The organism is Streptomyces sp. NPDC002602 (genome assembly GCF_042889445.1).
Classification (GTDB): Bacteria; Actinomycetota; Actinomycetes; order Streptomycetales; family Streptomycetaceae; genus Streptomyces.
Map to the genome: position 1 here is coordinate 266,791 of NZ_JBIAQX010000005.1, position 21,365 is coordinate 288,155.

A 21,365-nucleotide genomic window follows, 5' to 3' on the forward strand; every position below is an offset into this window, starting at 1 on the left:
TGCCTCTCAGACGTTCGGGTGCGGTGGGTGCGGGGTGGGTGCGGTCAGAGGCGTTCGAAGGAGCGGCGCAGTTCCCAGTCGGTCACCGCGGAGTCGTAGGCGTCGAGTTCCACGCGCGCCATGTTGCGGTAGTGGGCGACGACTTCGGGGCCGAACGCGGCCTTGGCGATCTCGCTGTTCTCCCAGAGTTCCGCGGCCTCGCGCAGGGAGGTGGGGACGTGGGCGAAGTCGGCGGTGTACGCGTTGCCGGCGCAGGCCTCGGGCAGTTCCAGGCCGTGCTCGATGCCGTACAAGCCCGCGGCGATGAGACCGGAGACGGCGAGGTACGGGTTGACGTCGCCGCCGGGCAGGCGGTTCTCGAAGCGCATGGAGCGGCCGTGGCCGACCACGCGGAGGGCGCAGGTCCGGTTGTCCACGCCCCAGGCGACGGCGGTCGGTGCGAAGGATCCGGGGCGAAAACGCTTGTACGAGTTGATGTTCGGGGCGTAGAGAAGGGAGAAGTCCCGCAGCGCGGCCAGTTGGCCGGCCAGGAAGTGGCGCATCACCGGCGACATGCCGTCGGGGTCGTCGGGTCCGCCGGCCATCGCGTTGTGTCCGTCGGCGTCACCCAGCGAGAGGTGGATGTGACAGGAGTTGCCCTCGCGCTCGTCGTACTTGGCCATGAAGGTGAGCGAGACGCCTTCCTGGGCCGCGATCTCCTTGGCTCCCGTCTTGTAGACGGAGTGCTGGTCGCAGGTGGTGAGCGCCTCGTCGTAGCGGAACACGATCTCGTGCTGCCCGAGGTTGCACTCGCCCTTGGCGGATTCGACGACGAGGCCGGCGGCCTGCATCTCGTTGCGGATGCGGCGCAGCAGGGGCTCGACGCGGCCGGTGCCGAGGACGGAGTAGTCGATGTTGTACTGGTTGGCCGGTGTCAGGTCACGGTAGTTGGCGTTCCAGGCCTGTTCGTAGGTGTCCTGGAAGACCATGAACTCCAGTTCGGTGCCGACCATGGCGGTGTACCCGAGGTCGGCGAGGCGCTCCAGTTGGCGGCGCAGGATCTGGCGCGGCGCGGCGACCACCGGCGATCCGTCGTTCCAGGCCAGGTCGGCGAGGAGGAAGACGCTGCCGGGGTTCCAGGGGAGGCGGCGCAGGGTGGCCGGGTCGGGGTGCATGGCGAAGTCGCCGTAGCCGCGGTCCCAGGAGGACATCTCGTATCCGTCGACGGTGTTCATGTCGGTGTCGACGGCGAGGAGGTAGTTGCAGCCCTCGGTGCCGTGGGCGAGTACCTCGTCGAGGAAGAACTGTGCGGCGAACCGCTTGCCCTGGAGGCGCCCCTGCATGTCGGGGAAGGCCAGGACGACTGTGTCGATCTCACCGCTGGCGACGAGGGAGCGGAGCTCCTCGATCGCGAGCGGCGGCTTGCGGTCTACCACTGGAATCTCTCCTTCGGTGAGCCGAGTGCGCCTAAGGTATTGAATAGAACCATTGCTTGGGAAGGGGAGGGGCCGAGATGACCGACACGGCGAGCGAAGGCGACGCGATCGCACGGCTTAATCCGGTGCTGAGACAGGTGCGGGCGGGCAACGGTTTCGAGGAGGCGTTGGAGCAGATCCTGCAGGTCGTCCGACTGGGTCTGGTGCCCGGCGGGGAGCGGCTTCCGGCCGAGCGCGAGCTGGCCGAGCGGATGGGCATCAGCCGGGTGACCCTTCGGGAGGTGTTGAAGGTGCTCCAGGACCAGGGCCTGGTGGAGGCCCGCCGGGGCCGGTACGGCGGAACGTTCGTACTGAACCGCCCCGACACCCCCGCCGGCGGCGCCGAGCGGGAGCTGCGGCGACGGGTGGCGGGCGTGGACATCGAGGACGCGCTGCGCTTCCGCGAGGTGTTGGAGGTGGGCGCGGCCGGACTGTGCGCCTCGCAGGGACTGACCGAGGAGGGCGCCGAGCGGCTGCTCGGCGCGCTGACCGCCACCCACGACGCCCCGCTCGCGGACTACCGCCGCCAGGACACCCTGTTCCACCTCACCCTGTGCGAACTCGCCGGATCGGCCACGCTGACGGCCCAGTACGCGGCCGTCCGCGCCACCGTCAACGACCTGCTGGACTGCATTCCGCTGCTGGTGCGCAACCTGGAGCACTCGCAACAGCAGCATTCGACCGTGGTGGAGGCGGTCCTGGAGGGGAACGCGGACGCGGCGCGGGAGACGATGCGCGAACACTGCTGCGGGACGGCGGCGCTCCTGCGGGGATTTCTGGCCTGAAATCTGCCCTTCCTGGCTGATTCGGCCAGGTTTCGGACCGAGAGCGTTTCGTAACCCCTGTTTAACGCAGGGGTCTTGCGCGCTCCACTCCCATGACGCAAAGGTACGCCTCACAACCATTGCCCTAGGCAGGAGCGCACATGGCCGACGACACCGAGGCCCGGCTGACAGCCGCGGCCGATCCCACCACGTCCCCCGAGGGCGGCGACGGCTACCTGGAACGCCGCACGCTCCGCCGCGGCAGCGCCGGCTGGCTGCTGCTCACCGGTCTCGGCGTCGCGTACGTCGTCTCCGGGGACTTCTCCGGCTGGAACATAGGCCTGGCGCAGGGCGGCTTCGGCGGTCTGGCCATCGCCACCGTCCTGATGGGCACCATGTACGCCTGTCTGGTCTTCTCCCTCGCGGAACTCTCCGCGATCCTGCCCACGGCGGGCGGCGGGTACGGCTTCGCCCGCCGGGCGCTGGGCACCTGGGGCGGCTTCCTCACCGGCACGGCGATCCTCATCGAGTACATCCTGGCCCCCGCCGCGATCTCCATCTTCATCGGCGACTACGTCGAGTCCCTGAACCTCTTCGGCCTGACCTCCGGCTGGCCGGTCTACCTCGCCTGCTTCGCCATCTTCATCGGGATCCACCTGTGGGGCGTCGGCGAGGCCCTGCGCTTCTCCCTCGTCGTCACCGCCGTCGCCGTGATCGCGCTGATCGTCTTCGCGCTCGGCGCGTTCACCGAGTTCGACGCGTCGAACCTGAACGACATCGCCGTCGACAGCAGCGCCTTCGGCGCGGGCTCCTGGCTTCCGCTGGGCGTCCTCGGCATCTGGGCCGCCTTCCCCTTCGGCATGTGGTTCTTCCTGGGCGTGGAGGGCGTCCCCCTCGCGGCGGAGGAGGCCAAGGACCCGGTCCGCTCGATGCCGAGGGCCCTGTCGATCTCCATGGGCATCCTCGTCCTGCTCGCCCTGATCACCTTCCTCGCCTCGACGGGCGCCCGCGGCGCCGACGCCCTCAAGGACGCCGGCAACCCGCTGGTCGTCGCCCTGGAGGGCAACCCGGGGCTCTCCTGGCTGAAGACGTTCGTCAACTACGCGGGACTCGCGGGCCTCGTGGCGTCGTTCTTCTCCCTCATCTACGCCGGCTCGCGCCAGCTGTTCGCCCTCTCCCGGGCGGGCTACCTGCCGCGCTTCCTGTCCCTGACCTCGAAGCGCAAGGCCCCGTACCTGGGCCTGCTGATCCCCGGCGCGATCGGCTTCGCCCTGGCCGCCGCCACCGGCAACGGTCCGCGCATGCTCAACATCGCCGTGTTCGGCGCGACCATCTCGTACGCCCTGATGGCCCTCTCGCACATCGTGCTCCGCCGGCGGGAGCCCGGTCTGGAGCGGCCGTACCGCACCCCGGGCGGCATCGTCACCTCCTCGGTGGCCTTCGTCCTGGCCCTCTCGGCGCTCGTCGCGACCTTCCTCGTGGACAAGGACGCGGCCTTCATCGCGCTGGCCGTGTACGCCGTCGCCCTCGCCTACTTCGCGCTCTACAGCCGCCACCACCTGGTGGCCTCCGCGCCCGAGGAGGAGTTCGCGGCGCTGGCGGCCGCCGAGGCGGAATTGACCCGCGACTGAAATCCTGGGCCCGTACCGGTTCGCCGGTACGGGCCCCCGTCGGAACACCCCGGAACCACCCTGGAGGTAGCACCCGTGCCCAGGCCGCTCATCGGCATCACCACCTACGTCGAGGAATCCACCCGCTACAACGTGTGGGACCTCCCGACCGCCCTCGTCCCCTCCGGGTACTACGAACTCGTCCAGGCGGCGGGCGGCGCAGCGGTACTGCTGCCGCCGGACGAGCCGGGACGCGCCGCGGAGGTGCTGAGCCGGGTGGACGGCCTGGTCGTCGCGGGCGGCCCGGACGTCGACCCCGTCCACTACGGCGCCCCCCGCGACCCCCGTACGGGCGCACCCGCCACGGTCCGCGACGAATGGGAGCTGGCCCTCATCAGGGCCGCCCTGGCCGCGGACCTCCCGCTGCTCGGCATCTGCCGGGGCATGCAGGCGCTGAACGTGGTCCTGGGCGGCAGCCTGATCCAGCACCTCGACGGCCACGTCCACACCCCGGGCACCATCTCCTCGCACCCGGTCCGCCCGGTCGCGGGCACCCGGTACGCGGCGCTGGTGCCGGAGGAGGCGGACGTGCCGACGTACCACCACCAGGCCGTCGACCGCCTGGGCCAGGGCCTGATCGTCTCGGCCCACGCCCTGGACGGCACGGTGGAGGCCATCGAACTCCCCGACCCGGACCGTTGGGTCGTGGGCGTCCAGTGGCACCCGGAACGCGACAAGGACACCCGGGTCATGTCCGCCCTGATCACGGCGGCCACCGCCGCCACGAACCTCACCACCACCCTGGCCCGCGTCTGACCCCTACCGTTCCGCCCCCGCCCCCGCCCATCCAGCCCCAGGCCGCGGACCCACCCCATCCAGCCCCGCGGGCGTTTGAGGCGCGGGGGTCCGGGGGCGGAGCCCCCGCAACGGCGCCGCACCCGACAGCGCACCCCGGGGCCGGAGTGCCGGGGCCGGAGTGCCGGGGCCTGGGGGCCAGGGCCCGGGGGCCGGGGGCCCGGGGGCCGGGCCCCGGGGAGGCCAACCGCCCCGGCCCCACCCCCGCACCCCCCGGCCAGGGGTCACGTCACGTCCGGGTCAGCGCCAGCAGATCCCGCGCGGGCCCCGCCGGCCGCGCCCCCGTCGGCCACACGGCCCGCAGCGCCCGATCCAGCGCCGCCCCGGCAACCGGCACCTCCACCAGCCGCCGCGCCCCCAGTTCGTCCCCGACCGCCAGCTCCGACAGCACGCACGGCCCGGCCCCGCTGAGCGCCGCCGCCTTCACGGCGGTCGTGGACGCGAGTTCCAGCAGGGGCGCGGCCAGTCCTCCGCACCCGGCCAGCGCCGCGTCCAGCACCTGCCGCGTCCCCGAGCCCCGTTCCCGCAGGATCAGCGGGGTCGCGGCCAGTTCCTCCGCCGGCACCGGCCTGGTGCGCCGCGCCCAGGGGTGTCCCGGAGCCACCGCCACCACCAGCCGGTCCTGGGCGATGGCCACCGAGTCCAGTCCGTCCGGTACGGAGAGTCCTTCCACGAACCCGAGGTCGGCCTCGTGCGCGAGGACCCGTTCGGCGACGTCGGCCGAGTTCCCGGCGTGCAGTGACACGGCCGTGCCGGGACGTTGCCCGCGCAGGGCGATCAACCAGCCGGGCAGCAGGTACTCCGCGATGGTCATGCTCGCCGCCACCCGCAGCCGCGAGTCCCGCCGCCCGCGCAGCGCCTGCGCGCCCGCGTCGAAGGCCTCGGCGGCCTCCACGACCCGCCGCGCCCAGTCGGTGACCAGCGCGCCCTCGGCCGTGAGCGTGGACCCGCGCGGGGACCGGTCGACGAGCGCCACGCCCAGGCGGGTCTCCATGGCTCGAATGCGGCTGCTGGCGGCGGGTTGGGTGATGCCCAGCCGCCGGGCGGCCCCGCTCAGGCTGCCGACGCGGGCGACCGCGAGCAGCAGTTCCAGCGCGCCCAGATCCGGTACGCGGTGCGCCAGCGGAACCCACTCCTCATTACCCATAAGGTCAGTTTATGACCTCATAGGACAGTGACCTCTGCCGGTCGGTGCCGCCCGGCACGACGCTGGACCCATGGTCACCACCCTCGTACGTCCCCGCACCACCGCCGCTCCCGCACCCCGGGCCCACAAGGCCCCCGCGCTCCGGCGCCTCGGCCCGAACTGGTACGCCTCGGTCATGGGGACGGCGATCGTCGCCAACGCCGGCGCGACCCTGCCCTACCAGCTCCCCGGCCAACGCGTGGCCTGCCAACTCCTCTGGGCGCTCTCCGCCGCCGCCCTCGCCGTGTTGCTCACGGCCCGGGCCGGGCACTGGCTGTACCACCGCGACCAGGCCCGCGCCCATCTCCTGGACCCGGCCGTCGCACCGTTCTACGGCTGTCTCTCGATGGCGCTGCTGGCCGTGGGCGGCGGCACCCTGATCGTCGGCAAGGACCTGATCGGCACGGAGGCGGCCGTCGCCGTGGACGCCGTGCTGTTCACCGCCGGCACGGCGATCGGCCTGCTGATGACGGTGCTCGTCCCGTACCTGATGGTGGTGCGTCACAGGGTCGACGCGCGGCAGGCCACCCCCGTGTGGCTGCTCCCCCTGGTCGCCCCGATGGTCTCCGCCGCGCTGGGCCCCCTGCTGATACCCCACCTGCCCGCCGGCCAGGCCCGCGAGGCCATGCTGCTGGGCTGCTACGCGCTCTTCGGCCTCAGTCTGCTGGCCACTCTGCTGATGCTCCCGCTGATCCTCGGCCGACTGATCACGAGCGGTCCGCTGCCGCTGCTGCTGACCCCGACCCTGTTCCTGGTCCTGGGTCCCCTCGGCCAGTCCACCACCGCCGTCAACCAGCTCGCGGACGTGGCCCCCGGGGCGATCGGCGCCCCGTACGCGGGCGCCCTCGGAGCCTTCGCCGTCGTCTACGGGGTCCCCGTCATGGGCTTCGCCCTGCTGTGGCTGGCGCTGGCCGCGGCGATGCTGGTCCGGGCCGCCCGGGGCGGCATGGGCTTCGCGATGACCTGGTGGGCCCTGACCTTCCCCGTCGGCACCTGTGTCACCGGCGCCGCCGGCCTGGCCCGCCACACCGGGCTGACCGCCTTCGCCTGGCTGGCCGCGGCCCTGTTCCTGGTCCTGCTGACCGCCTGGGGCACGGCCGCGGTCCACACACTGCGCGGCCTGTACTCCGGCCGCCTGCTCCGCGCCCCGCGCTGAGCCCGAACCGCCCCGGCCCCCGCCGGCCCCCCGGGGAGGACCGACCCCGGCCGGGGTCGGTCAGCGCGCGGCCCGGTCAGCGCGCGGCGCGCAGGGCCCGCGCCAGTACGGCCGGCGCCTCGGCCAGGGAGGGCCCGTACCAGGTCAGGTGCCGTCCGCTGACCAGCGCGGCGGGCAGACCGGGGAAGGCCTCGGGCCCGTCGGACGCGGTGAAGCGGTACGGCTCGTCGGGCAGCACCACCAGATCGCAGCCGGCCCCGGCGAGTTCCTCGACCGGCACCCTCGGATAGCGCTCCGAGTGTCCGGCGTACGCGTTGCGGATCCCGAGCCGGGCCAGCAGGTCACCGGCGAAGGTGTCCCGTCCCAGCACCATCCAGGGCTTTCGCCACACCGGCACGAAGGCCACCCGTTCCTCCCCGGGTTCCACCCGCGCCCACGCGGCCTCCGCGTCCGTCAACCACCGCGGCCGGGCCAGACCCAGCGTCCCGACCAGCAGCCGGTCCAGTTCGCGCAGCGCCTGCGGGAGGTCGCGGATCTCGGTGACCGCCACCGGCACCCCGGCGGCCCGCAGCGCGGCCAGGTCCGGCGCCCGGTTCTCCTCCTCGTTGGCGATCACCAGGTCCGGGCGCAGCGCGACGATCCTCGCCACGTCGGGGTTCTTGGTCCCCCCGATCCGCACCACGCCCGCCCCGTCGAGGTCCGTGGGGTGCGTGCACCAGTCGGTGACCCCCACCAGGCGTCCGGGCGCGCTCACCGCCACGGCCTCGGTCAGCGAGGGCACGAGCGAGACGACACGCGAGATCCCGCGGGACACGCCCACCGGCCTCAGCGCCCCGGGGACGGCGGCTCGGAGGTGGCGTGGATGTGCTCGCCCACCGCCACGACCAGGATCCGGGTGTCCTCGGTGACGGCCCGCCAGCGGTGGCGCACCCCGCCGGACAGGAACAGCGCGTCGCCGCTCTCCAGCCGGTACGCCCGCCCCTCGGCCTCCACCTGGCAGGCGCCCGCGACCACGTACATCAGTTCGTCGTTGCGGTGCTGGTACTCGCGGCCCGCGTCCTGGTCCCCGGTGAACTCCAGAGCGTGCAGTTGGTGGTGCCCGCGCACGAGCGGACGGACGCCCCGGATCGGGGTGAGGGCGGAGTCGTCACCGGCCCGTACGAGGTCCACCGTGCGCGCGGTGTCGGAGGCGGCCAGCAGCTCCACGGCCGTGGTCTCCAGCGCGTCGGCGACCCGTTCCAGGGAGCGCATGCTGGGTCGGGCGCGCTCGTTCTCTATCTGGCTGAGGAAGGGGACGGACAGGCCACTGCGCCCCGACACCGCGGCGAGGGTGAGCTGGAGCGCGCGGCGCCGCTTGCGCACGGCCACGCCCACCCGGAGCGGTTGGTCCTTGGAGTCCTTGTCCTTGTCCCTGTCGTCCTTCTCGTCCTTGCCGTCCGTGTCGACCTTGCCGTCCTTGTCGTTCATGGCGGGGCTGCCCTCCCCTTGTCCGTCGGACGCACATCGGTGTGCTGTAAGCACCTTACGCAGCAACCGGCCCCGGATTCGCGTGCACGGCTCGACCCGTCCTCGGCCGCGGGCCGTCGGACGGCTGCGGCATCATCGTCAGCGTGACGACACGACGCCTGATGCTCCTGGACACCGCCTCCCTCTACTACCGCGCCTACTTCGGTGTGCCGGACTCCGTGAAGGCCCCCGACGGCACCCCGGTCAACGCCGTGCGCGGGCTGCTCGACTTCATCGGCCGGCTGGTCCAGGACCACCGCCCCGACGACCTGGTGGCCTGCATGGATGCCGATTGGCGACCGCACTGGCGGGTGGAACTGATCCCGTCCTACAAGGCCCACCGGGTCGCGGAGGAGACCGACACCGGACCGGACGTCGAGGAGACCCCGGACACCCTCGCCCCGCAGGTCCCGATCATCGAGGCGGCGCTGGACGCGTTCGGGATCGCCCGGGTGGGGGTCGCCGACTACGAGGCCGACGACATCATCGGCACCTTGACGGCGCGGGCGACCGGCCCGGTGGACATCGTCACCGGCGACCGGGACCTCTACCAGCTGGTGGACGACGCGAAACGGCGCCGCGTGCTGTACCCGCTCAAGGGCGTCGGCACCCTCCAGGTCACGGACGAGGCCTGGCTGCGCGAGAAGTACGGGGTGGACGGCCCCGGGTACGCGGACCTGGCGCTGCTGCGCGGCGACCCGAGCGACGGCCTGCCGGGCGTGCCGGGGATCGGCGAGAAGACGGCGGCCAAGCTGTTGGACGCGTACGGAAACCTCGCGGGGATCATCGCCGCGATCGACGACCCGAAGTCGCGGCTCACCCCCACGCAGCGCCGGCGGCTGGATGAATCCCGGCCCTATCTGGCGGTGGCGCCGAAGGTGGTCCAGGTCGCCTCGGACGTACCGCTGCCCGCCTTCGACCCCGCCCTCCCGGCGGCTGCGGCGGATCCGGAGATGGTCGACGCGTTGGCCCGCCGGTGGGGTCTTGGTGGAGCCGTATCGCGCCTGGGAGGCGCGCTGCGCCCCTGAGGTGCTAACTTAGGTAATCCTAAGTTTCTGGGGAGTCAGGGGAGACGCCGTGGCAGAAGGACGCGCCCGCACAGTCGGCACCGCCGTCGTCGTACACACCGAGCGGCTCACGCCGCACATGGTGCGCATCGTGCTGGGCGGTGCGGGTCTGGCCGGTTTCGGCGCGGGCGAGTTCACCGACCACTACGTCAAACTCCTGTTCGCACCGGACGGGGTCACGTACACGGTGCCGTGGGACCTGAACCAGATCCGCTCGGCGCACCCCAGCGAGGAGTGGCCGCGCCAGCGCGCGTACACGGTGCGCTGCTGGGACCCGACGCACCGCGAGCTGACCCTCGACTTCGTCGTCCACGGCGACGAGGGTCTGGCCGGCCCCTGGGCCGCCCGGGTCCAGCCGGGCGAACTCGTCCGCTTCCTCGGGCCGGGCGGCGCCTACGCCCCGGCCGAGGACGCGGGCTGGCACCTCCTCGCGGGCGACGAGAGCGCCCTGCCGGCCATCGCCGCGACGATGGAGCGGATGCCGGCCGGGGCCCGGGTACACGCCTTCATCGAGATCGACGGCCCGGACGACGAACAGAAGATCGCCACCCCCGACGGCGTCGTCCCCGTCTGGCTGCACCGCGGGAACCGTCCCGTCGGCCAGGCCCTGGTCGAGGCGGTCACCTCCCTGGAGTTCCCCTCGGCCGACGTCCACGCCTTCGTCCACGGCGAAGCCGGCTTCGTGAAGGAACTCCGCCGCCACCTGCGCGTCGAACGCGGCATCCCGAGGGAACGTCTCTCCATCTCCGGTTACTGGCGCCTGGGCGAGACCGACGAGGGCTGGCGCGCGATCAAGCGCGACTGGAACGCCAAGGTCGAAGCCGAACAGGAACTGCCCACCCCCGCCACGGTCTGACCCAAGCACCCGCCCCGGCACCCCAGCCCCACCGGGGCCACTCCACCCCCGCCGGCCTGTCAGGCGCGGGGCCCGGCACATCCACGCCGGGCCCGGCCAAATCCAGCCCGCCGGCGTTTGAGGCGCGAGGCCCGGCACATCCCCACCGGGCCCGGCCAAGTCCACCCCCGCCGGCGTGTCAGGCGCGGGGGCCCGGCCCATCCCCACCAGGCCCGGCCAAATCCAGCCCCGCCGGCGTGTGAGGCGCGAGGCCCGGCACATCGCTACCGGGCCCGGCCAAATCCAGCCCCGCCGGCGTTTGAGGCGCGGGGTCCGGGGCGGAGCCCCGTAAGCCCGGCTCGGCCGGGGCCGCTCCGCGCAACGGCCCCGCGCCCGAACCCGGCACCCACTCAACGGCACCTCACGCAACGGCCCCGCCCGCCCCGGCACGGTACGGCCAGACCGGCCCACCCCCACGCCCGGCCGCCAGGCCACCGCGCGCCCCCGCCCGTCCGGCGGGACAATGACCCCATGCGTACGCTCCGCGTGCTCGGCGCGGCAGGGGCTGCCATGATGCTGGCCACCGCCGCCACCGCCACCGCCGCGGGAGCGACCGCCGCACCGGGCCCCCCGACGCCGAAGCCCCAACTCACCGACGCCGCCGTCGGCAAGGCGGTGGACCGCCTCGACGCCACCATCACGGACATGATGAAACGCACCGGCGTCCCGGGGGTGTCCGTGGCCGTGGTCCACAACGACGAGGTCATCCACCTCAAGGGCTTCGGACTGCGCCGGACCGGCGAGGGCGCGAAGGTCGACCCCGACACGGTCTTCCAGATCGCCTCCCTCTCCAAGCCCGTCTCCTCGACGGTGGTGGCCGGCACCCTGACCAGCCCCGAGGAGTGGGACCGGCACGTCCCGCTGCCCGGCTTCTCCCTCAAGGACCCCTGGGTCACCGACCACGTCACCACGGCCGACCTGTTCTCGCACCGCAGCGGCCTCCCCGACCACGCGGGCGATCTCCTCGAAGACCTCGGCTACGACCAGGCGTACATCCTCGACCACCTGCGTCTGCTGCCTCTCGCCCCCTTCCGCTCGAGCTACGCGTACACCAACTTCGGGTTGACGGCCGCCGCCGAGGCCATCGCCCGGGCCCACGGCACCAGTTGGCAGAAGCTCGCCCAGGACACCCTCTTCAAGCCGGCCGGCATGACGCGCACCAGCACGGAGTTCGCCGCCTTCGAACGGGCGAGGGACAAGGCCGCCACCCACGTGAGGAACCCCGACGGCACCTGGAGTCCGCGCTTCGTCCGCGACCCGGACGCCCAGTCCCCGGCGGGCGGGGTCAGCTCGACGGCCCGTGACATGTCCCGCTGGCTGCGCCTCCAACTGGCCGAAGGCACCCTGGACGGTCGACGCATCGTCGCGCAGGACACCCTGGCCCGCACCCATGTCCCCGAGGTCGTCTCGCAGCCGCCCGCCACGCCCACCGCGACGACCGGTTTCTACGGTCTCGGCTGGAACGTCTCCTACGACCAGGCCGGTCGACTGCGCCTGAGTCATTCCGGCGCCTTCGAGCTCGGCGCCAACACCAACGTGACGATGCTTCCCTTGGAGCGGCTCGGGATCGTCGTCCTGACCAACGGCGCACCGGTCGGCCTCGCCGACGCCGTCGCCCTGGACTTCTTCGACTTCGCCGAGCACGGCAAGGCCACCACCGACTGGCTGGGCCTCACCGGGGCCCTGTACGCGCAATTGAACGACGCGGGCCGCTCCCCCACCGACTACGCCCACCCGCCCGCCGGCGCGAAACCGGCCCAGGAGAACGGCGCGTACACCGGGACCTACGACAACCCCTACTACGGCAAGGCCACCGTCACCGCGAACCCGGAAGGCGACGGACTGACCCTCGCCCTCGGGCCGAAGCCGCTGCGCTTCCCGCTCACCCACCACGACGGTGACGTGTTCAGCTTCGAGACCGTCGGCGAGAACGCCGTGGGCCGTACCGGGGTCACCTTCTCCGACGGCACGCTCCGCGTCGAGTACCTGGACGCCGACCACCTGGGCACCTTCACCAAGCAGTAGCGGCAGCGGCAGCGCCTAGGCTGGAGCCCGATGAAACGGAACATCCCGCCCGCGCCCCTGCCCCAGGTCTCCGGCATCGATCCGGTACGACTGCGGCTTCCCCCCGACCCGGAGGGGATGTGGCCGGATCTCGGCACCTACCTCACCGCGCGGTACGCGGGGACCCGCGGCGCGGAGTCGATGGCGCGGCTCCTGCGCGACGGCCGGGTGCTCGGCGTCGGCGGGCGGGTGCTGCGCCCCGAGGACCCGTACGAGGCGGGCGGCTTCCTGTGGTTCCACCGGGACATGCCGAGCGAGCCGGTGGTGCCCTTCCCGATCCGAGTGGTGCACCGGGACGCGCACCTGCTGGTCGTGGACAAGCCGCACTTCCTGGCGACCACCCCGCGCGGCAGTCACGTCACCCAGACCGCACTGGCACGGTTGCGCGAGGAACTGGACCTGCCGACGCTGAGCCCGGCGCACCGGCTGGACCGGATGACCGCCGGGCTGGTGATGTTCAGCATCCGCCCCGAGGACCGCGGCGCGTACCAGTCGCTCTTCGAGCAGCGGAAGGTCTTCAAGGAGTACGAGGCGCTCGCCCCGCACGATCCCGCGGTGGAACTGCCCCGGACCGTGCGCAGTCACATCGAGAAGGTCCGCGGAGTGATGGCGGCCGTGGAGCTCCCGGACGTCGAACCCAACGCCGAGAGCCGGGTCGAGCTCGTCGCCGTCCGCGGCGACCTGGGCCGCTACCGACTGACCCCGCACACCGGTCGGACCCACCAGCTACGGGTGCACATGAACGGCCTGGGCCTGCCGATTCTCGGGGACCCGGTCTATCCGGTGGTCGCCGCCGCGGCGGATCCGGCCGACTACCGTCGCCCGCTCCAACTCCTCGCCCGGAAGCTGGAGTTCACCGATCCCGTCACCGGTACGGCCCATCACCTGGAGAGCGGGCTGCGCCTGCGCGCCTGGGACGACCGGGCGGGCTGGGAGTCCGACCCCAACACCGTCTGACCCCATACCGCCTGACCCGCCCGGCGCCCGCGACTCCGATCGACCCCCGCGGGCGCTCGGCTCGGCCTCCCGCGGGCGCTCGGCTCGGCCCGCGCGAGCGCTCAGCGCGCCACCCCCGCGATCCGCAGGGCGGCATCGGCCGCGGCCTCCGCGAAGGTCACCATCGGGCGCGCCGGATCGGAGCGGCGGACGAGCATGACGCCCTCGATCAGCCCGAAGACGAGGTCGTTGCGCAGGGTCAACCCGTCCCTGTCGTCGACGAGTTCGGTGTCCGCCGACGCGGCGAACAGCAACTCCAGGTAGATGTCGCGCAGTTCACCGCGCATCCGGTGGAACCTGGCGAACCGGCCCCCGGCGACCTCGGGCAGCAGGTACAGCGCGCCCAGGTTGTACGGCGCCCCGCACAGCAGCATCACGTCCGAGCGGCACAGCTCCCACAGTCGGTGCGCCGCGGGCCGGCCGCTCTCGGCCGAGAGTCGGCGGGCCAGCGCCAGTGAGAGCGCCACCGTGGTTTCCAGGAGTTCGGCGAGGAGTTCCTCCTTGCCGCCGAAGTAGTGGTACATCGTGGCCTGACGCATTCCGGCCCGCTCGGCCACCGCCCGCGTGGTGGTGGCCCCGTACCCTCGCGCGGTGAACAGCTCGGCCGCCGCGCGCAGGAGTTCCTCGCGCGGCGGCCGGCCGCTTTCCGGTCTCAGCTGATCGGCGCGAGGCCGACCGACCCGTCTCGGCCCTTCGCCCGTTCCCCCACTCATGCGACCGATCGTCGCACAGGACACGTCGAATCGATCATGGCAAGAGATGAGATCCGGCCATCCCGACTCTCGGAGGAAGCCCCAAAAGCGTCTAGCTGATGGAGCTGTACGCCACTACACCCCGAAGGAGTGCGTCCACGGCCTTACGGGCGTTTCGCGCCACCGAGCTCCCGCTGTCCGAGGACGACGGGGCCGCGGCGGCGATCTGCCCCAGCACGTCGATGACCTGCTTGCACCAGCGCACGAAGTCACCGGCCGGCATCTCCGCCTCGCGCAGCACCTCGTCCAGGCTCTTGTCGGAGGCCCACTGGTAGGCCGCCCACGCGAAGCCGAGATCCGGCTCGCGCTGACCGACCCCCTCCGCCTGGTTGATGCGGTGCTCCTCTTCCAGCGCGTCGAGCCGACCCCAGATCCGGACCATCTCGCCGAGCGCCGCCTTCGCCGCGCCGCCGGGCACCTTGGGCGCCACCGCGTCGTCGGCCTGCCGCGACTCGAACACCAACGCCGAGACGCAGGACGCGAGTTCGGCCGGGGAGAGACCTTCCCAGACCCCCTCGCGCAGGCATTCCGACGCCAGCAGGTCAAGCTCCCCGTACAGCCGGGCGAGCCGCTTGCCGTGCACGGTGACCTCGTCCTCGCGCAGGTAGTCCAACTCGGTGAGCAGGGCGTGGATCCGGTCGAAGGTGCGGGCGATGGTGTTCGTCCGGCCCTCGATCCGCCGCTCCAACTGCTGGGTGTCCCGCTGGAGTCGGTGGTAGCGCTCGGCCCACCGGGCGTGGTCCTCGCGCTCGTCGCAGCCGTGGCAGGGGTGCGCCCGCAGTTCGGTGCGCAGCCGGGCGATCTCGCGGTCGTCGGCCGCGGCGGCGCGGCCTCGGCGCTGACGCTCCGGGCTGACGTGCCCGGCCTTGCTGCGCAGCGCGGTCGCCAGGTCCCGACGGGACTGCGGCGAACGGGGGTTGAAGGTCTTCGGGATCCGCATCCGGTCGATCGCCTCGACGGGCACCGGGAAGTCGATGGCGGCGAGCCGCTTGACCTGGCGTTCGGCGGTGAGCACCAGCGGGCGCGGGCCCTCGGTGTACTCGTGTCCGCGGTGCCCGTTGGAGCGGCCGGCCGGGACGCCCGGGTCGAGGACCAGCGCCAGCCCGGCGAACTTGCCGGTCGGCACGTGGATGATGTCGCCCGGCTTGAGCTTCTCCAGCGATCCGGCGGCCTGCGCCCGGCGCTGGGCCGCGCCCTGCTTGGCAAGTTCCGTCTCGCGGTCCTTGAGGTCGCGGCGCAGCCGCGCGTACTCCTCGAAGTTCCCCAGGTGGCAGGTCATGCCCTCCTGGTAGCCCTGGAGTCCCTCCTCGTTGCGCTGGACCTGCTTGGAGATGCCGACGACCGAGCGGTCCGCCTGGAACTGCGCGAAGGAGGTCTCCAGGAGTTCGCGCGAGCGGTGCCGCCCGAACTGCTGGACCAGGTTCACGGCCATGTTGTACGAGGGCTTGAAGCTGGAGCGCAGCGGATAGGTGCGGGTGCCGGCGAGTCCGGCGAGGGCCGCCGGGTCCATGCCCCGCTGCCAGAGCACCACCGCGTGACCCTCGACGTCGATGCCGCGCCGGCCGGCGCGTCCGGTGAGCTGCGTGTACTCACCCGGGGTGATGTCGGCGTGCTGTTCGCCGTTCCACTTGACCAGCTTCTCCAGGATGACCGTGCGGGCGGGCATGTTGATGCCCAGCGCGAGGGTCTCGGTGGCGAAGACGGCCTTCACGAGGCCGCGGACGAAGAGTTCCTCGACGACCTCCTTGAACTTCGGCAGCATGCCCGCGTGGTGCGCGGCGATGCCCCGCTCCAGGCCTTCGAGCCACTCGTAGTAGCCGAGGACGTGCAGGTCCTCGCTGGGGATGGTCGCGGTCCGCGCCTCGACGATCTCGCGCACCCGCAGGCGCCCGGCCTCGTCGTTGAGCCGCAGCCCGGCGTAGAGGCACTGCTGGACGGCGGCCTCGCAGCCGGCCCGGCTGAAGATGAAGTTGATGGCGGGGAGCAGGTCGTCGTTGTCGAGCCGGCCGATGACCTCGGGCCGGCTCGGGGTCCAGATCCGGCTGCGGGATCGTCGCTCGCGCTCGCGGTCGGCCTCGCGGACCATCTTGCCGCGCCGCCGGTCCTTCGGGTTGTACGTGCGGCTGTTCTCCTCGCGCGCCATGCGCAGCAGGTCCGGGTTGACCTCGCGGCGGGTGGAGCCGCGACCCCCGTGGTCGGACTCCTCCTCGAAGAGGTCGTAGACCCGGCGGCCGGCCATGACGTGCTGCCACAGCGGTACGGGCCGCTCCTCGGAGACGATCACCTCGGTGTCGCCGCGCACGGTGTCGAGCCAGTCGCCGAACTCCTCGGCGTTGGACACGGTCGCGGAGAGGGAGACCAGGGTCACCGACTCGGGGAGGTGGATGATGACCTCCTCCCAGACGGCTCCGCGGAACCGGTCGGAGAGGTAGTGCACTTCGTCCATCACGACGTGGCCGAGGCCGCGCAGCGACTGGGAGCCCGCGTAGAGCATGTTGCGGAGCACCTCGGTGGTCATGACGACCACGGGTGCCTCGGAGTTGACGCTGTTGTCGCCGGTCAGCAGGCCCACCTTGTCGGCGCCGTAGCGCTTGACGAGGTCGGCGTACTTCTGGTTCGACAGGGCCTTGATGGGCGTGGTGTAGAAGCACTTGCGGCCCTGCCGCAGGGCGAGGTGCACGGCGAACTCGCCGACGATCGTCTTGCCCGAGCCGGTCGGCGCGGCGACGAGGACGCCCTTTCCGGCCTCCAGTGCCCGGCATGCCTCGACCTGGTACGGGTCCAGGCCGAATTCGTACATCTCGCGGAAGGGTGCCAGGGCGGTGGCCTCTTCGGCGGCGCGGATCCGGGCAGCGGCGTAGCGCTCCGCGGGTGAGAGTTCTTCGGTCATCTTGTCGTCGAGCCTACCCGCCGGCCCTGACAACAGTCGCGATCTTTACGACGAGTACGGGTGGCCGGAACGGCCCCGTTCGGATCGGCGGGACGCCCCCTACACGAGGAGCCGCAAGGCCGCCGGTACGCACTCGGCCGTCACCGGCAGCGGCCCCAGCGGCTCGCCGTCCGCGTAGGCGGTGATGTCGGCGGCCTCCAGGGTGACCTTGGAGGCCCGGTGGACGGACACCTTCGGGTGGCCGAGATGCGTTCCCTTGTAGACCTGCGGGAACACCTTGAGCAGGGTGCCCCGACCGCAGTCGCCGACCACGGTCACGTCGAACAGTCCGTCGTCGGGCTGCGCGTCCGCGCAAATGCGCATGCCGCCGCCGTAGGAGGAGCTGTTGCCGACGGCCACCAGCGTGGCCTCGGTCTCGATGACGGGCCCGCCGTCGAGGGTGATCCGGTACGGGAAGGGGCGGAAGGACGCCAGTTCCGCGAGCATCGCCAGGTCGTACTTGAAGCGGCCCAGCGGCAGCCGCATCCGGTTGCCCCGGTCGTTGACCCGCGAGTCGAAGCCGGAGCACAGCACGGTCCCGTACCAGGTGTCGGCGGCGCGCCCGAGGTCGATCTCCCTGATCCGGCCCTCCTTGAGGGCCTCGGCGGCCAGCCGGCCCGCCCGCGCGGGTTCCCGTACGGGCAGGCCCAGGGAGCGCGCGAAGTCGTTGCCGGTCCCCACCGCGACCACGCCCAGCGGTACCGCGGTGCCGGCCAGCGCCTGGAGGGCGAGGGAGACCAGCCCGTCGCCACCGACCGCGATCACCGCACCGGTGCCCTCGCGCACCGCGGTCCGCAGTCGGGCCAGGGCGTCGGGTCCGTCCGTGCCGACGACGGTACGGACGGAGAAGCCCGCCGCCCGGAGCGCGGAAGCGGCCGGCTGCGCGGCGTGCGCGCCCCGGCCGCGTCCTGCGGTGGGATTGACGAAGAGGGTGATCTCAGAAGTCACCCGCACATGATCTCAAGCACTCGCCCGCGCCGGGAGGGGCGTGCCCCGGCCGGTGGTCCGCGGCGGGCCCGTCAGGTCCCGTACCCGTCAGGTCCCGTGCCCGTCAGGTCCCGTGCCCGTCAGGTCCCGTGCCGTCGGGCCGCAGGCCGACGGGCCGCGGGCCCGTCAGGTCGCGTCGTCGTATCCGTTGATCTGCCGGCGTCCGCCGTCGGCCTGCTCCGGCAGTGCGGAGGGGGCGGGCGCGGAGCCCACCGCGCCGATCGGGGCGGGGGTCAGGTCCAGCTCGGCGGCCTCGTCGTCGTCGAGACCCGCGTCGGGGTTGTTGCGCCGGCGCCTGCGGTCGTTGATCAGGCAGATGCCGAGCGCGATGAAGTAGAGGGCGACGATCGGGGCGGCCAGCGACAGCATGGTCAGCGGGTCACCGGTGGGCGTCGCGAAGGCGGAGAAGACCGTGATGCCGAGGACCATCACCCGCCACCAGCTCGCCAGTCGCTTCGCGGTGAGGACCCCGGTGACGTTCAGCAGGATCAGCAGCAGCGGCAGTTCGAAGGCGAGGCCGAAGACGACGACCATCCGCGTGACCAGGTCGAGGTAGTCGTCGACCGGCAGCAGGTTGCGCGCGTGCTCGGGGGTGAATTCGAGGAGGATCGTCGCGGTCTGCGGAAGGATCTTGTACGCGAGGACCGCGCCGGCGCCGAAGAGCGGCGCGCCGACCGCCACGAAGCTGATCGCGTACTTCTTCTCGTGGCCGTGCAGGCCGGGGGCCACGAAGGCCCACAGCTGGTAGAGCCAGACCGGGGCGGAGAGCACGATGCCCGCGGTGAGGGAGACCTTGAGGGCGATCGAGAACGGCGCGATGAGGCCGTTCACGGTCATGTCGGCGCAGGGGCGGCCGTTGCGCTGCGACACCACCCCGTCGGTGCAGCCGACGGAGTCCAGCATCGGCTTCAGCATGAAGTCGATGAGGTCCTTGTAGAAGAAGGCCGCGACGCTGGTGATCAGGATGATCGCCAGGACCGACTTCAGCAGGCGGTTTCTCAGCTCACGCAGGTGCTCGACAAGAGGCATGCGCCCTTCGGCGTCCTTGTCCGCTTTCTCCTGCTTGCGGGCAGACTTGAGCAACCCACGTCCCTCGTCTCGATGCAGATGACTGGCGTGACCGGTGTGGCCGTCGGCCGTCAGCCCTGGGTGGTGCGGTTCGGCTCGTTGACCGGACGCGAGCTGGTGACGTCACCGGGCGCGGCCTGGATGGTGCGCGGCGCGACCGGCTGGGCGCCGGCCTGGTCGGCGACCGTGGCCGCGGTACCCGCGTCTTCGGGCTCGCCGTCCTTCTTCATGGCCTTCGCCTCGCTCTTGAGGATGCGGGCCGACTTGCCGAGGGAGCGAGCCATCTCGGGGAGCTTCTTGGCACCGAACAGCAACACGATGACAGCGATGATCAGAAGGATCTCAAGGGGCTTCAGATTGCCGATCATGTGTGTCTTCCTTACTCACCGAAACGGCTGGTTGTGGTGGCGGGTCCCGCCGGACGAAGATCCGGCACGCCCTCCTGCAACGATCGTAACCCCCGGGGGTTAACGCCCGGCAATCCCCCGGCGTCTCCCCGCATCCGTGCGCGGGGCCGACGGGACCGACGGTACGGGTCCCGACCCGCGGTTTCCATGGGCAGGGGTTACGGGAGTGTGGCGCGTCCCGTGCGGGCCAGGTCGCTCGCGGCCCGTTCGAGGTCGCCCGAGGCCTCGGTGATCCGGCGGCTGGCGTCGGCCACCTGGCCGGACAACCGCCGGACCTGCACGAAGACTCGTACGGCCAGCACGCCGAGAACGGCGACACCGAGGAAACCCAGGGCAATTGCGAGCATCGGCCACAGCATGGGACGAGCCTAGGCCACGACCGGCTCAGACACTGCGCAGGGTGCTCACTCCGCCGCCCGTCAGCAGCTCCACGATCCGCTCACCGGCGGGTTTGCGCACCGAAGCGCCGCACTCGGGGCACGTGAACGAGTAGAAGGTGGTCCGCCGACTGCCCCCGATGGCCAGTCTCAGCGCGCCCGCCCCCAGCTCGAACCTGGCCCGGCACTGCGGACAGCCCGCCTTGAAGGTGACCGCGGCGGGCGCCGCCGCCGAATCCGCCGGGCCGGACCCCGGCACCGGCCCCGATGATGGCGACATCGCTCCCCGCTCCCCCTAGCCCTGTTCCCCGTACCCCGCGAGCGCCTCTCCAGCCGCCTTCCGCGCGCTGTCCGCCAGCTCCGGCGGCGACACGATGCGCCCCTCACGGCCCAGCCGCAGCGCCAGCCGGCGCAGCGAGGCCGGGTCCGGGCTGCGCAGGGTGATCCGCAGACCGCCCTCCGCCAGCTCCTCGGCGCTGTCGTGCGGGTAGTACTCGGCGACCCAGCGCCCGCCCGGGCCCACCTCGACCACGACCTCCGGGTCCTCGGCGGCCGGCTGGACCAGCCCCTCGGACAGGTCGCGCGGCTCGATCGCGGGCGGGTCGGACCGCTCGTCCAGGAGCGTGATCTCGGCGACCCGGTCCAGACGGAAGGTCCGCCGGGCCTCCGAGAGGTGACACCACCCCTCCATGTACGTGTGACCCACCGCGAACAGCCGGATCGGGTCCACCGTGCGCTCGGTCAGCTCGTCCCGCGCGGGCGAGTAGTACCGCAGCCGTACCCGGCGCCGCTCGGCGATCGCCCGGTCGACGTCCGCGAAGACCCCGCCCTCCGACTCGAAGGTCACCGACAGCCGGGAGCTCGCCCCGGCCACCTCGCCCGCCGCGGCCTCCAGCTTGGCGGTGGCGCGCAGCAACGCGTCCCGGTCGCTCTCGCGCAGCCCCGGCAGGGTGGCCACCGCGCGGGCGGCGACCAGCAGCGCGGTCGCCTCGTCGGCGGCCAGCCGCAGCGGCTCCGCGGTGGACTCCCCCGACGCGTCGGGGTTGCGCCACCAGATGCGCTCCCCGTCGGTGTCGATGTCGAGCAGGTCCCCGCCCCGGAAGCTGGTGCCGCACATGGGCAGCACGTCGAGGTCCGAGATCAGCTCGTCCTCGGTGATCCCGAAGGCGCGCGCGACGTCGGCGACGTGGGCTCCGGGGCGTTCGCGCAGATACGTCACCAGGGACAGCATCCGGCGGGTCTGGTCAATGGCGTTCGCAGCCATGCTGGTACGTCTCCCCCTCAGGGCGGTT

Annotated in this window: 20 protein-coding genes; 8 read left to right on the forward strand and 12 right to left on the reverse strand. The window is 72.3% G+C overall.

What is annotated here, in order from left to right; all coding sequences use genetic code 11:
- Positions 1-44: 44 nt before the first annotated feature.
- Positions 45-1,415 (reverse strand): glutamine synthetase family protein, encoded by a 1,371-nt coding sequence (locus ACFYW3_RS17405; RefSeq protein ID WP_351762637.1) that lies wholly within the window; start codon positions 1,413-1,415, stop codon positions 45-47.
- A 77-nt stretch (positions 1,416-1,492) separates the two neighbouring features.
- Here ACFYW3_RS17405 and ACFYW3_RS17410 point away from each other — a divergent pair, with 77 nt between their 5' ends.
- The 3 genes from ACFYW3_RS17410 to ACFYW3_RS17420 all read left to right on the forward strand — a co-directional run bounded on the left by ACFYW3_RS17410 (position 1,493) and on the right by ACFYW3_RS17420 (position 4,644).
- Positions 1,493-2,239: an FCD domain-containing protein gene (locus ACFYW3_RS17410; protein ID WP_351762634.1), complete on the forward strand. Its 747-nt coding sequence runs from the start codon at positions 1,493-1,495 to the stop codon at positions 2,237-2,239.
- Positions 2,240-2,379: 140 nt separating this feature from the next.
- Positions 2,380-3,849, forward strand: a complete 1,470-nt coding sequence (gene eat, locus ACFYW3_RS17415) for an ethanolamine permease (protein ID WP_389386679.1) — start codon at positions 2,380-2,382, stop codon at positions 3,847-3,849.
- Between the two features lie 75 nt (positions 3,850-3,924).
- Complete coding sequence (locus tag ACFYW3_RS17420; RefSeq protein WP_389386680.1) at positions 3,925-4,644, forward strand: gamma-glutamyl-gamma-aminobutyrate hydrolase family protein; 720 nt, start codon at positions 3,925-3,927, stop codon at positions 4,642-4,644.
- Positions 4,645-4,912: 268 nt separating this feature from the next.
- Here ACFYW3_RS17420 and ACFYW3_RS17425 read toward each other — a convergent pair whose 3' ends face one another.
- A complete protein-coding gene (locus tag ACFYW3_RS17425; protein ID WP_351375503.1) occupies positions 4,913-5,830 on the reverse strand; it encodes a LysR family transcriptional regulator in 918 nt (305 codons plus the stop codon).
- A gap of 70 nt (positions 5,831-5,900) precedes the next feature.
- On the opposite strand from ACFYW3_RS17425, the gene ACFYW3_RS17430 reads away from it, so the two are divergent.
- Positions 5,901-7,025, forward strand: coding sequence for a TDT family transporter (locus ACFYW3_RS17430; RefSeq protein WP_389386681.1), 1,125 nt, complete (start codon positions 5,901-5,903; stop codon positions 7,023-7,025).
- Positions 7,026-7,101: 76 nt separating this feature from the next.
- On the opposite strand, the gene ACFYW3_RS17435 is transcribed toward ACFYW3_RS17430, so the two are convergent.
- The gene (locus ACFYW3_RS17435) at positions 7,102-7,839 is read right to left on the reverse strand and encodes a helical backbone metal receptor (protein WP_389386682.1); all 738 of its coding nucleotides are present in this window, start codon (positions 7,837-7,839) and stop codon (positions 7,102-7,104) included.
- Positions 7,840-7,850: 11 nt separating this feature from the next.
- Positions 7,851-8,492 carry a helix-turn-helix domain-containing protein gene (locus ACFYW3_RS17440; RefSeq protein ID WP_389386683.1) on the reverse strand — a complete coding sequence of 214 codons (642 nt, stop codon included), beginning with the start codon at positions 8,490-8,492 and terminating at the stop codon, positions 7,851-7,853.
- 161 nt (positions 8,493-8,653) lie between these two features.
- Between ACFYW3_RS17440 and ACFYW3_RS17445 the strand changes: the two genes are divergently transcribed.
- The 4 genes from ACFYW3_RS17445 to ACFYW3_RS17460 all read left to right on the forward strand — a co-directional run bounded on the left by ACFYW3_RS17445 (position 8,654) and on the right by ACFYW3_RS17460 (position 13,514).
- On the forward strand, positions 8,654-9,559 hold the full coding sequence (locus ACFYW3_RS17445) for a 5'-3' exonuclease H3TH domain-containing protein (protein WP_389386759.1): 906 nt from the start codon (positions 8,654-8,656) through the stop codon (positions 9,557-9,559).
- Between the two features lie 49 nt (positions 9,560-9,608).
- Positions 9,609-10,454 carry a siderophore-interacting protein gene (locus tag ACFYW3_RS17450; RefSeq protein WP_389386684.1) on the forward strand — a complete coding sequence of 282 codons (846 nt, stop codon included), beginning with the start codon at positions 9,609-9,611 and terminating at the stop codon, positions 10,452-10,454.
- A 510-nt stretch (positions 10,455-10,964) separates the two neighbouring features.
- The gene (locus ACFYW3_RS17455; RefSeq protein ID WP_389386685.1) at positions 10,965-12,518 is read left to right on the forward strand and encodes a serine hydrolase; all 1,554 of its coding nucleotides are present in this window, start codon (positions 10,965-10,967) and stop codon (positions 12,516-12,518) included.
- A gap of 30 nt (positions 12,519-12,548) precedes the next feature.
- A complete protein-coding gene (locus tag ACFYW3_RS17460; RefSeq protein WP_389386686.1) occupies positions 12,549-13,514 on the forward strand; it encodes a pseudouridine synthase in 966 nt (321 codons plus the stop codon).
- Between the two features lie 101 nt (positions 13,515-13,615).
- Here the strand turns inward: ACFYW3_RS17460 and ACFYW3_RS17465 are convergent, their stop codons facing one another.
- The 8 genes from ACFYW3_RS17465 to ACFYW3_RS17500 all read right to left on the reverse strand — a co-directional run bounded on the left by ACFYW3_RS17465 (position 13,616) and on the right by ACFYW3_RS17500 (position 21,337).
- The gene (locus tag ACFYW3_RS17465) at positions 13,616-14,266 is read right to left on the reverse strand and encodes a helix-turn-helix domain-containing protein (RefSeq protein ID WP_389386687.1); all 651 of its coding nucleotides are present in this window, start codon (positions 14,264-14,266) and stop codon (positions 13,616-13,618) included.
- 91 nt (positions 14,267-14,357) lie between these two features.
- On the reverse strand, positions 14,358-17,195 hold the full coding sequence (locus tag ACFYW3_RS17470; protein ID WP_351752037.1) for a DEAD/DEAH box helicase: 2,838 nt from the start codon (positions 17,193-17,195) through the stop codon (positions 14,358-14,360).
- A 99-nt stretch (positions 17,196-17,294) separates the two neighbouring features.
- The gene (locus ACFYW3_RS17475; RefSeq protein ID WP_351752035.1) at positions 17,295-18,182 is read right to left on the reverse strand and encodes a diacylglycerol kinase; all 888 of its coding nucleotides are present in this window, start codon (positions 18,180-18,182) and stop codon (positions 17,295-17,297) included.
- A 165-nt stretch (positions 18,183-18,347) separates the two neighbouring features.
- A complete protein-coding gene (gene tatC / locus ACFYW3_RS17480) occupies positions 18,348-19,304 on the reverse strand; it encodes a twin-arginine translocase subunit TatC (RefSeq protein WP_351752033.1) in 957 nt (318 codons plus the stop codon).
- Positions 19,305-19,360: 56 nt separating this feature from the next.
- Positions 19,361-19,657: a Sec-independent protein translocase subunit TatA gene (gene tatA / locus ACFYW3_RS17485; RefSeq protein ID WP_351752032.1), complete on the reverse strand. Its 297-nt coding sequence runs from the start codon at positions 19,655-19,657 to the stop codon at positions 19,361-19,363.
- 197 nt (positions 19,658-19,854) lie between these two features.
- Positions 19,855-20,055: a hypothetical protein gene (locus tag ACFYW3_RS17490; RefSeq protein WP_266972279.1), complete on the reverse strand. Its 201-nt coding sequence runs from the start codon at positions 20,053-20,055 to the stop codon at positions 19,855-19,857.
- A gap of 25 nt (positions 20,056-20,080) precedes the next feature.
- Positions 20,081-20,353, reverse strand: a complete 273-nt coding sequence (locus ACFYW3_RS17495) for a hypothetical protein (protein ID WP_078998915.1) — start codon at positions 20,351-20,353, stop codon at positions 20,081-20,083.
- Between the two features lie 15 nt (positions 20,354-20,368).
- A complete protein-coding gene (locus ACFYW3_RS17500) occupies positions 20,369-21,337 on the reverse strand; it encodes a YafY family protein (protein WP_053678736.1) in 969 nt (322 codons plus the stop codon).
- Between the last annotated feature and the right edge of the window lie 28 nt (positions 21,338-21,365).

What these genes read in the sequence shown, in the direction of transcription:
- ACFYW3_RS17465 (WP_389386687.1), bottom strand. Translation starts at nt 14,266, where the DNA reads ATGAGTGGGGGAACGGGCGAAGGGCCGAGACGGGTCGGTCGGCCTCGC.
- ACFYW3_RS17430 (WP_389386681.1), top strand. Translation starts at nt 5,901, where the DNA reads ATGGTCACCACCCTCGTACGTCCCCGCACCACCGCCGCTCCCGCACCC.
- ACFYW3_RS17410 (WP_351762634.1), top strand. Translation starts at nt 1,493, where the DNA reads ATGACCGACACGGCGAGCGAAGGCGACGCGATCGCACGGCTTAATCCG.
- ACFYW3_RS17490 (WP_266972279.1), bottom strand. Translation starts at nt 20,055, where the DNA reads ATGCTGTGGCCGATGCTCGCAATTGCCCTGGGTTTCCTCGGTGTCGCC.
- ACFYW3_RS17500 (WP_053678736.1), bottom strand. Translation starts at nt 21,337, where the DNA reads ATGGCTGCGAACGCCATTGACCAGACCCGCCGGATGCTGTCCCTGGTG.
- ACFYW3_RS17495 (WP_078998915.1), bottom strand. Translation starts at nt 20,353, where the DNA reads ATGTCGCCATCATCGGGGCCGGTGCCGGGGTCCGGCCCGGCGGATTCG.
- ACFYW3_RS17455 (WP_389386685.1), top strand. Translation starts at nt 10,965, where the DNA reads ATGCGTACGCTCCGCGTGCTCGGCGCGGCAGGGGCTGCCATGATGCTG.
- tatA (WP_351752032.1), bottom strand. Translation starts at nt 19,657, where the DNA reads ATGATCGGCAATCTGAAGCCCCTTGAGATCCTTCTGATCATCGCTGTC.
- ACFYW3_RS17440 (WP_389386683.1), bottom strand. Translation starts at nt 8,492, where the DNA reads ATGAACGACAAGGACGGCAAGGTCGACACGGACGGCAAGGACGAGAAG.
- eat (WP_389386679.1), top strand. Translation starts at nt 2,380, where the DNA reads ATGGCCGACGACACCGAGGCCCGGCTGACAGCCGCGGCCGATCCCACC.
- ACFYW3_RS17460 (WP_389386686.1), top strand. Translation starts at nt 12,549, where the DNA reads ATGAAACGGAACATCCCGCCCGCGCCCCTGCCCCAGGTCTCCGGCATC.
- ACFYW3_RS17425 (WP_351375503.1), bottom strand. Translation starts at nt 5,830, where the DNA reads ATGGGTAATGAGGAGTGGGTTCCGCTGGCGCACCGCGTACCGGATCTG.
- ACFYW3_RS17445 (WP_389386759.1), top strand. Translation starts at nt 8,654, where the DNA reads ATGCTCCTGGACACCGCCTCCCTCTACTACCGCGCCTACTTCGGTGTG.
- ACFYW3_RS17470 (WP_351752037.1), bottom strand. Translation starts at nt 17,195, where the DNA reads ATGACCGAAGAACTCTCACCCGCGGAGCGCTACGCCGCTGCCCGGATC.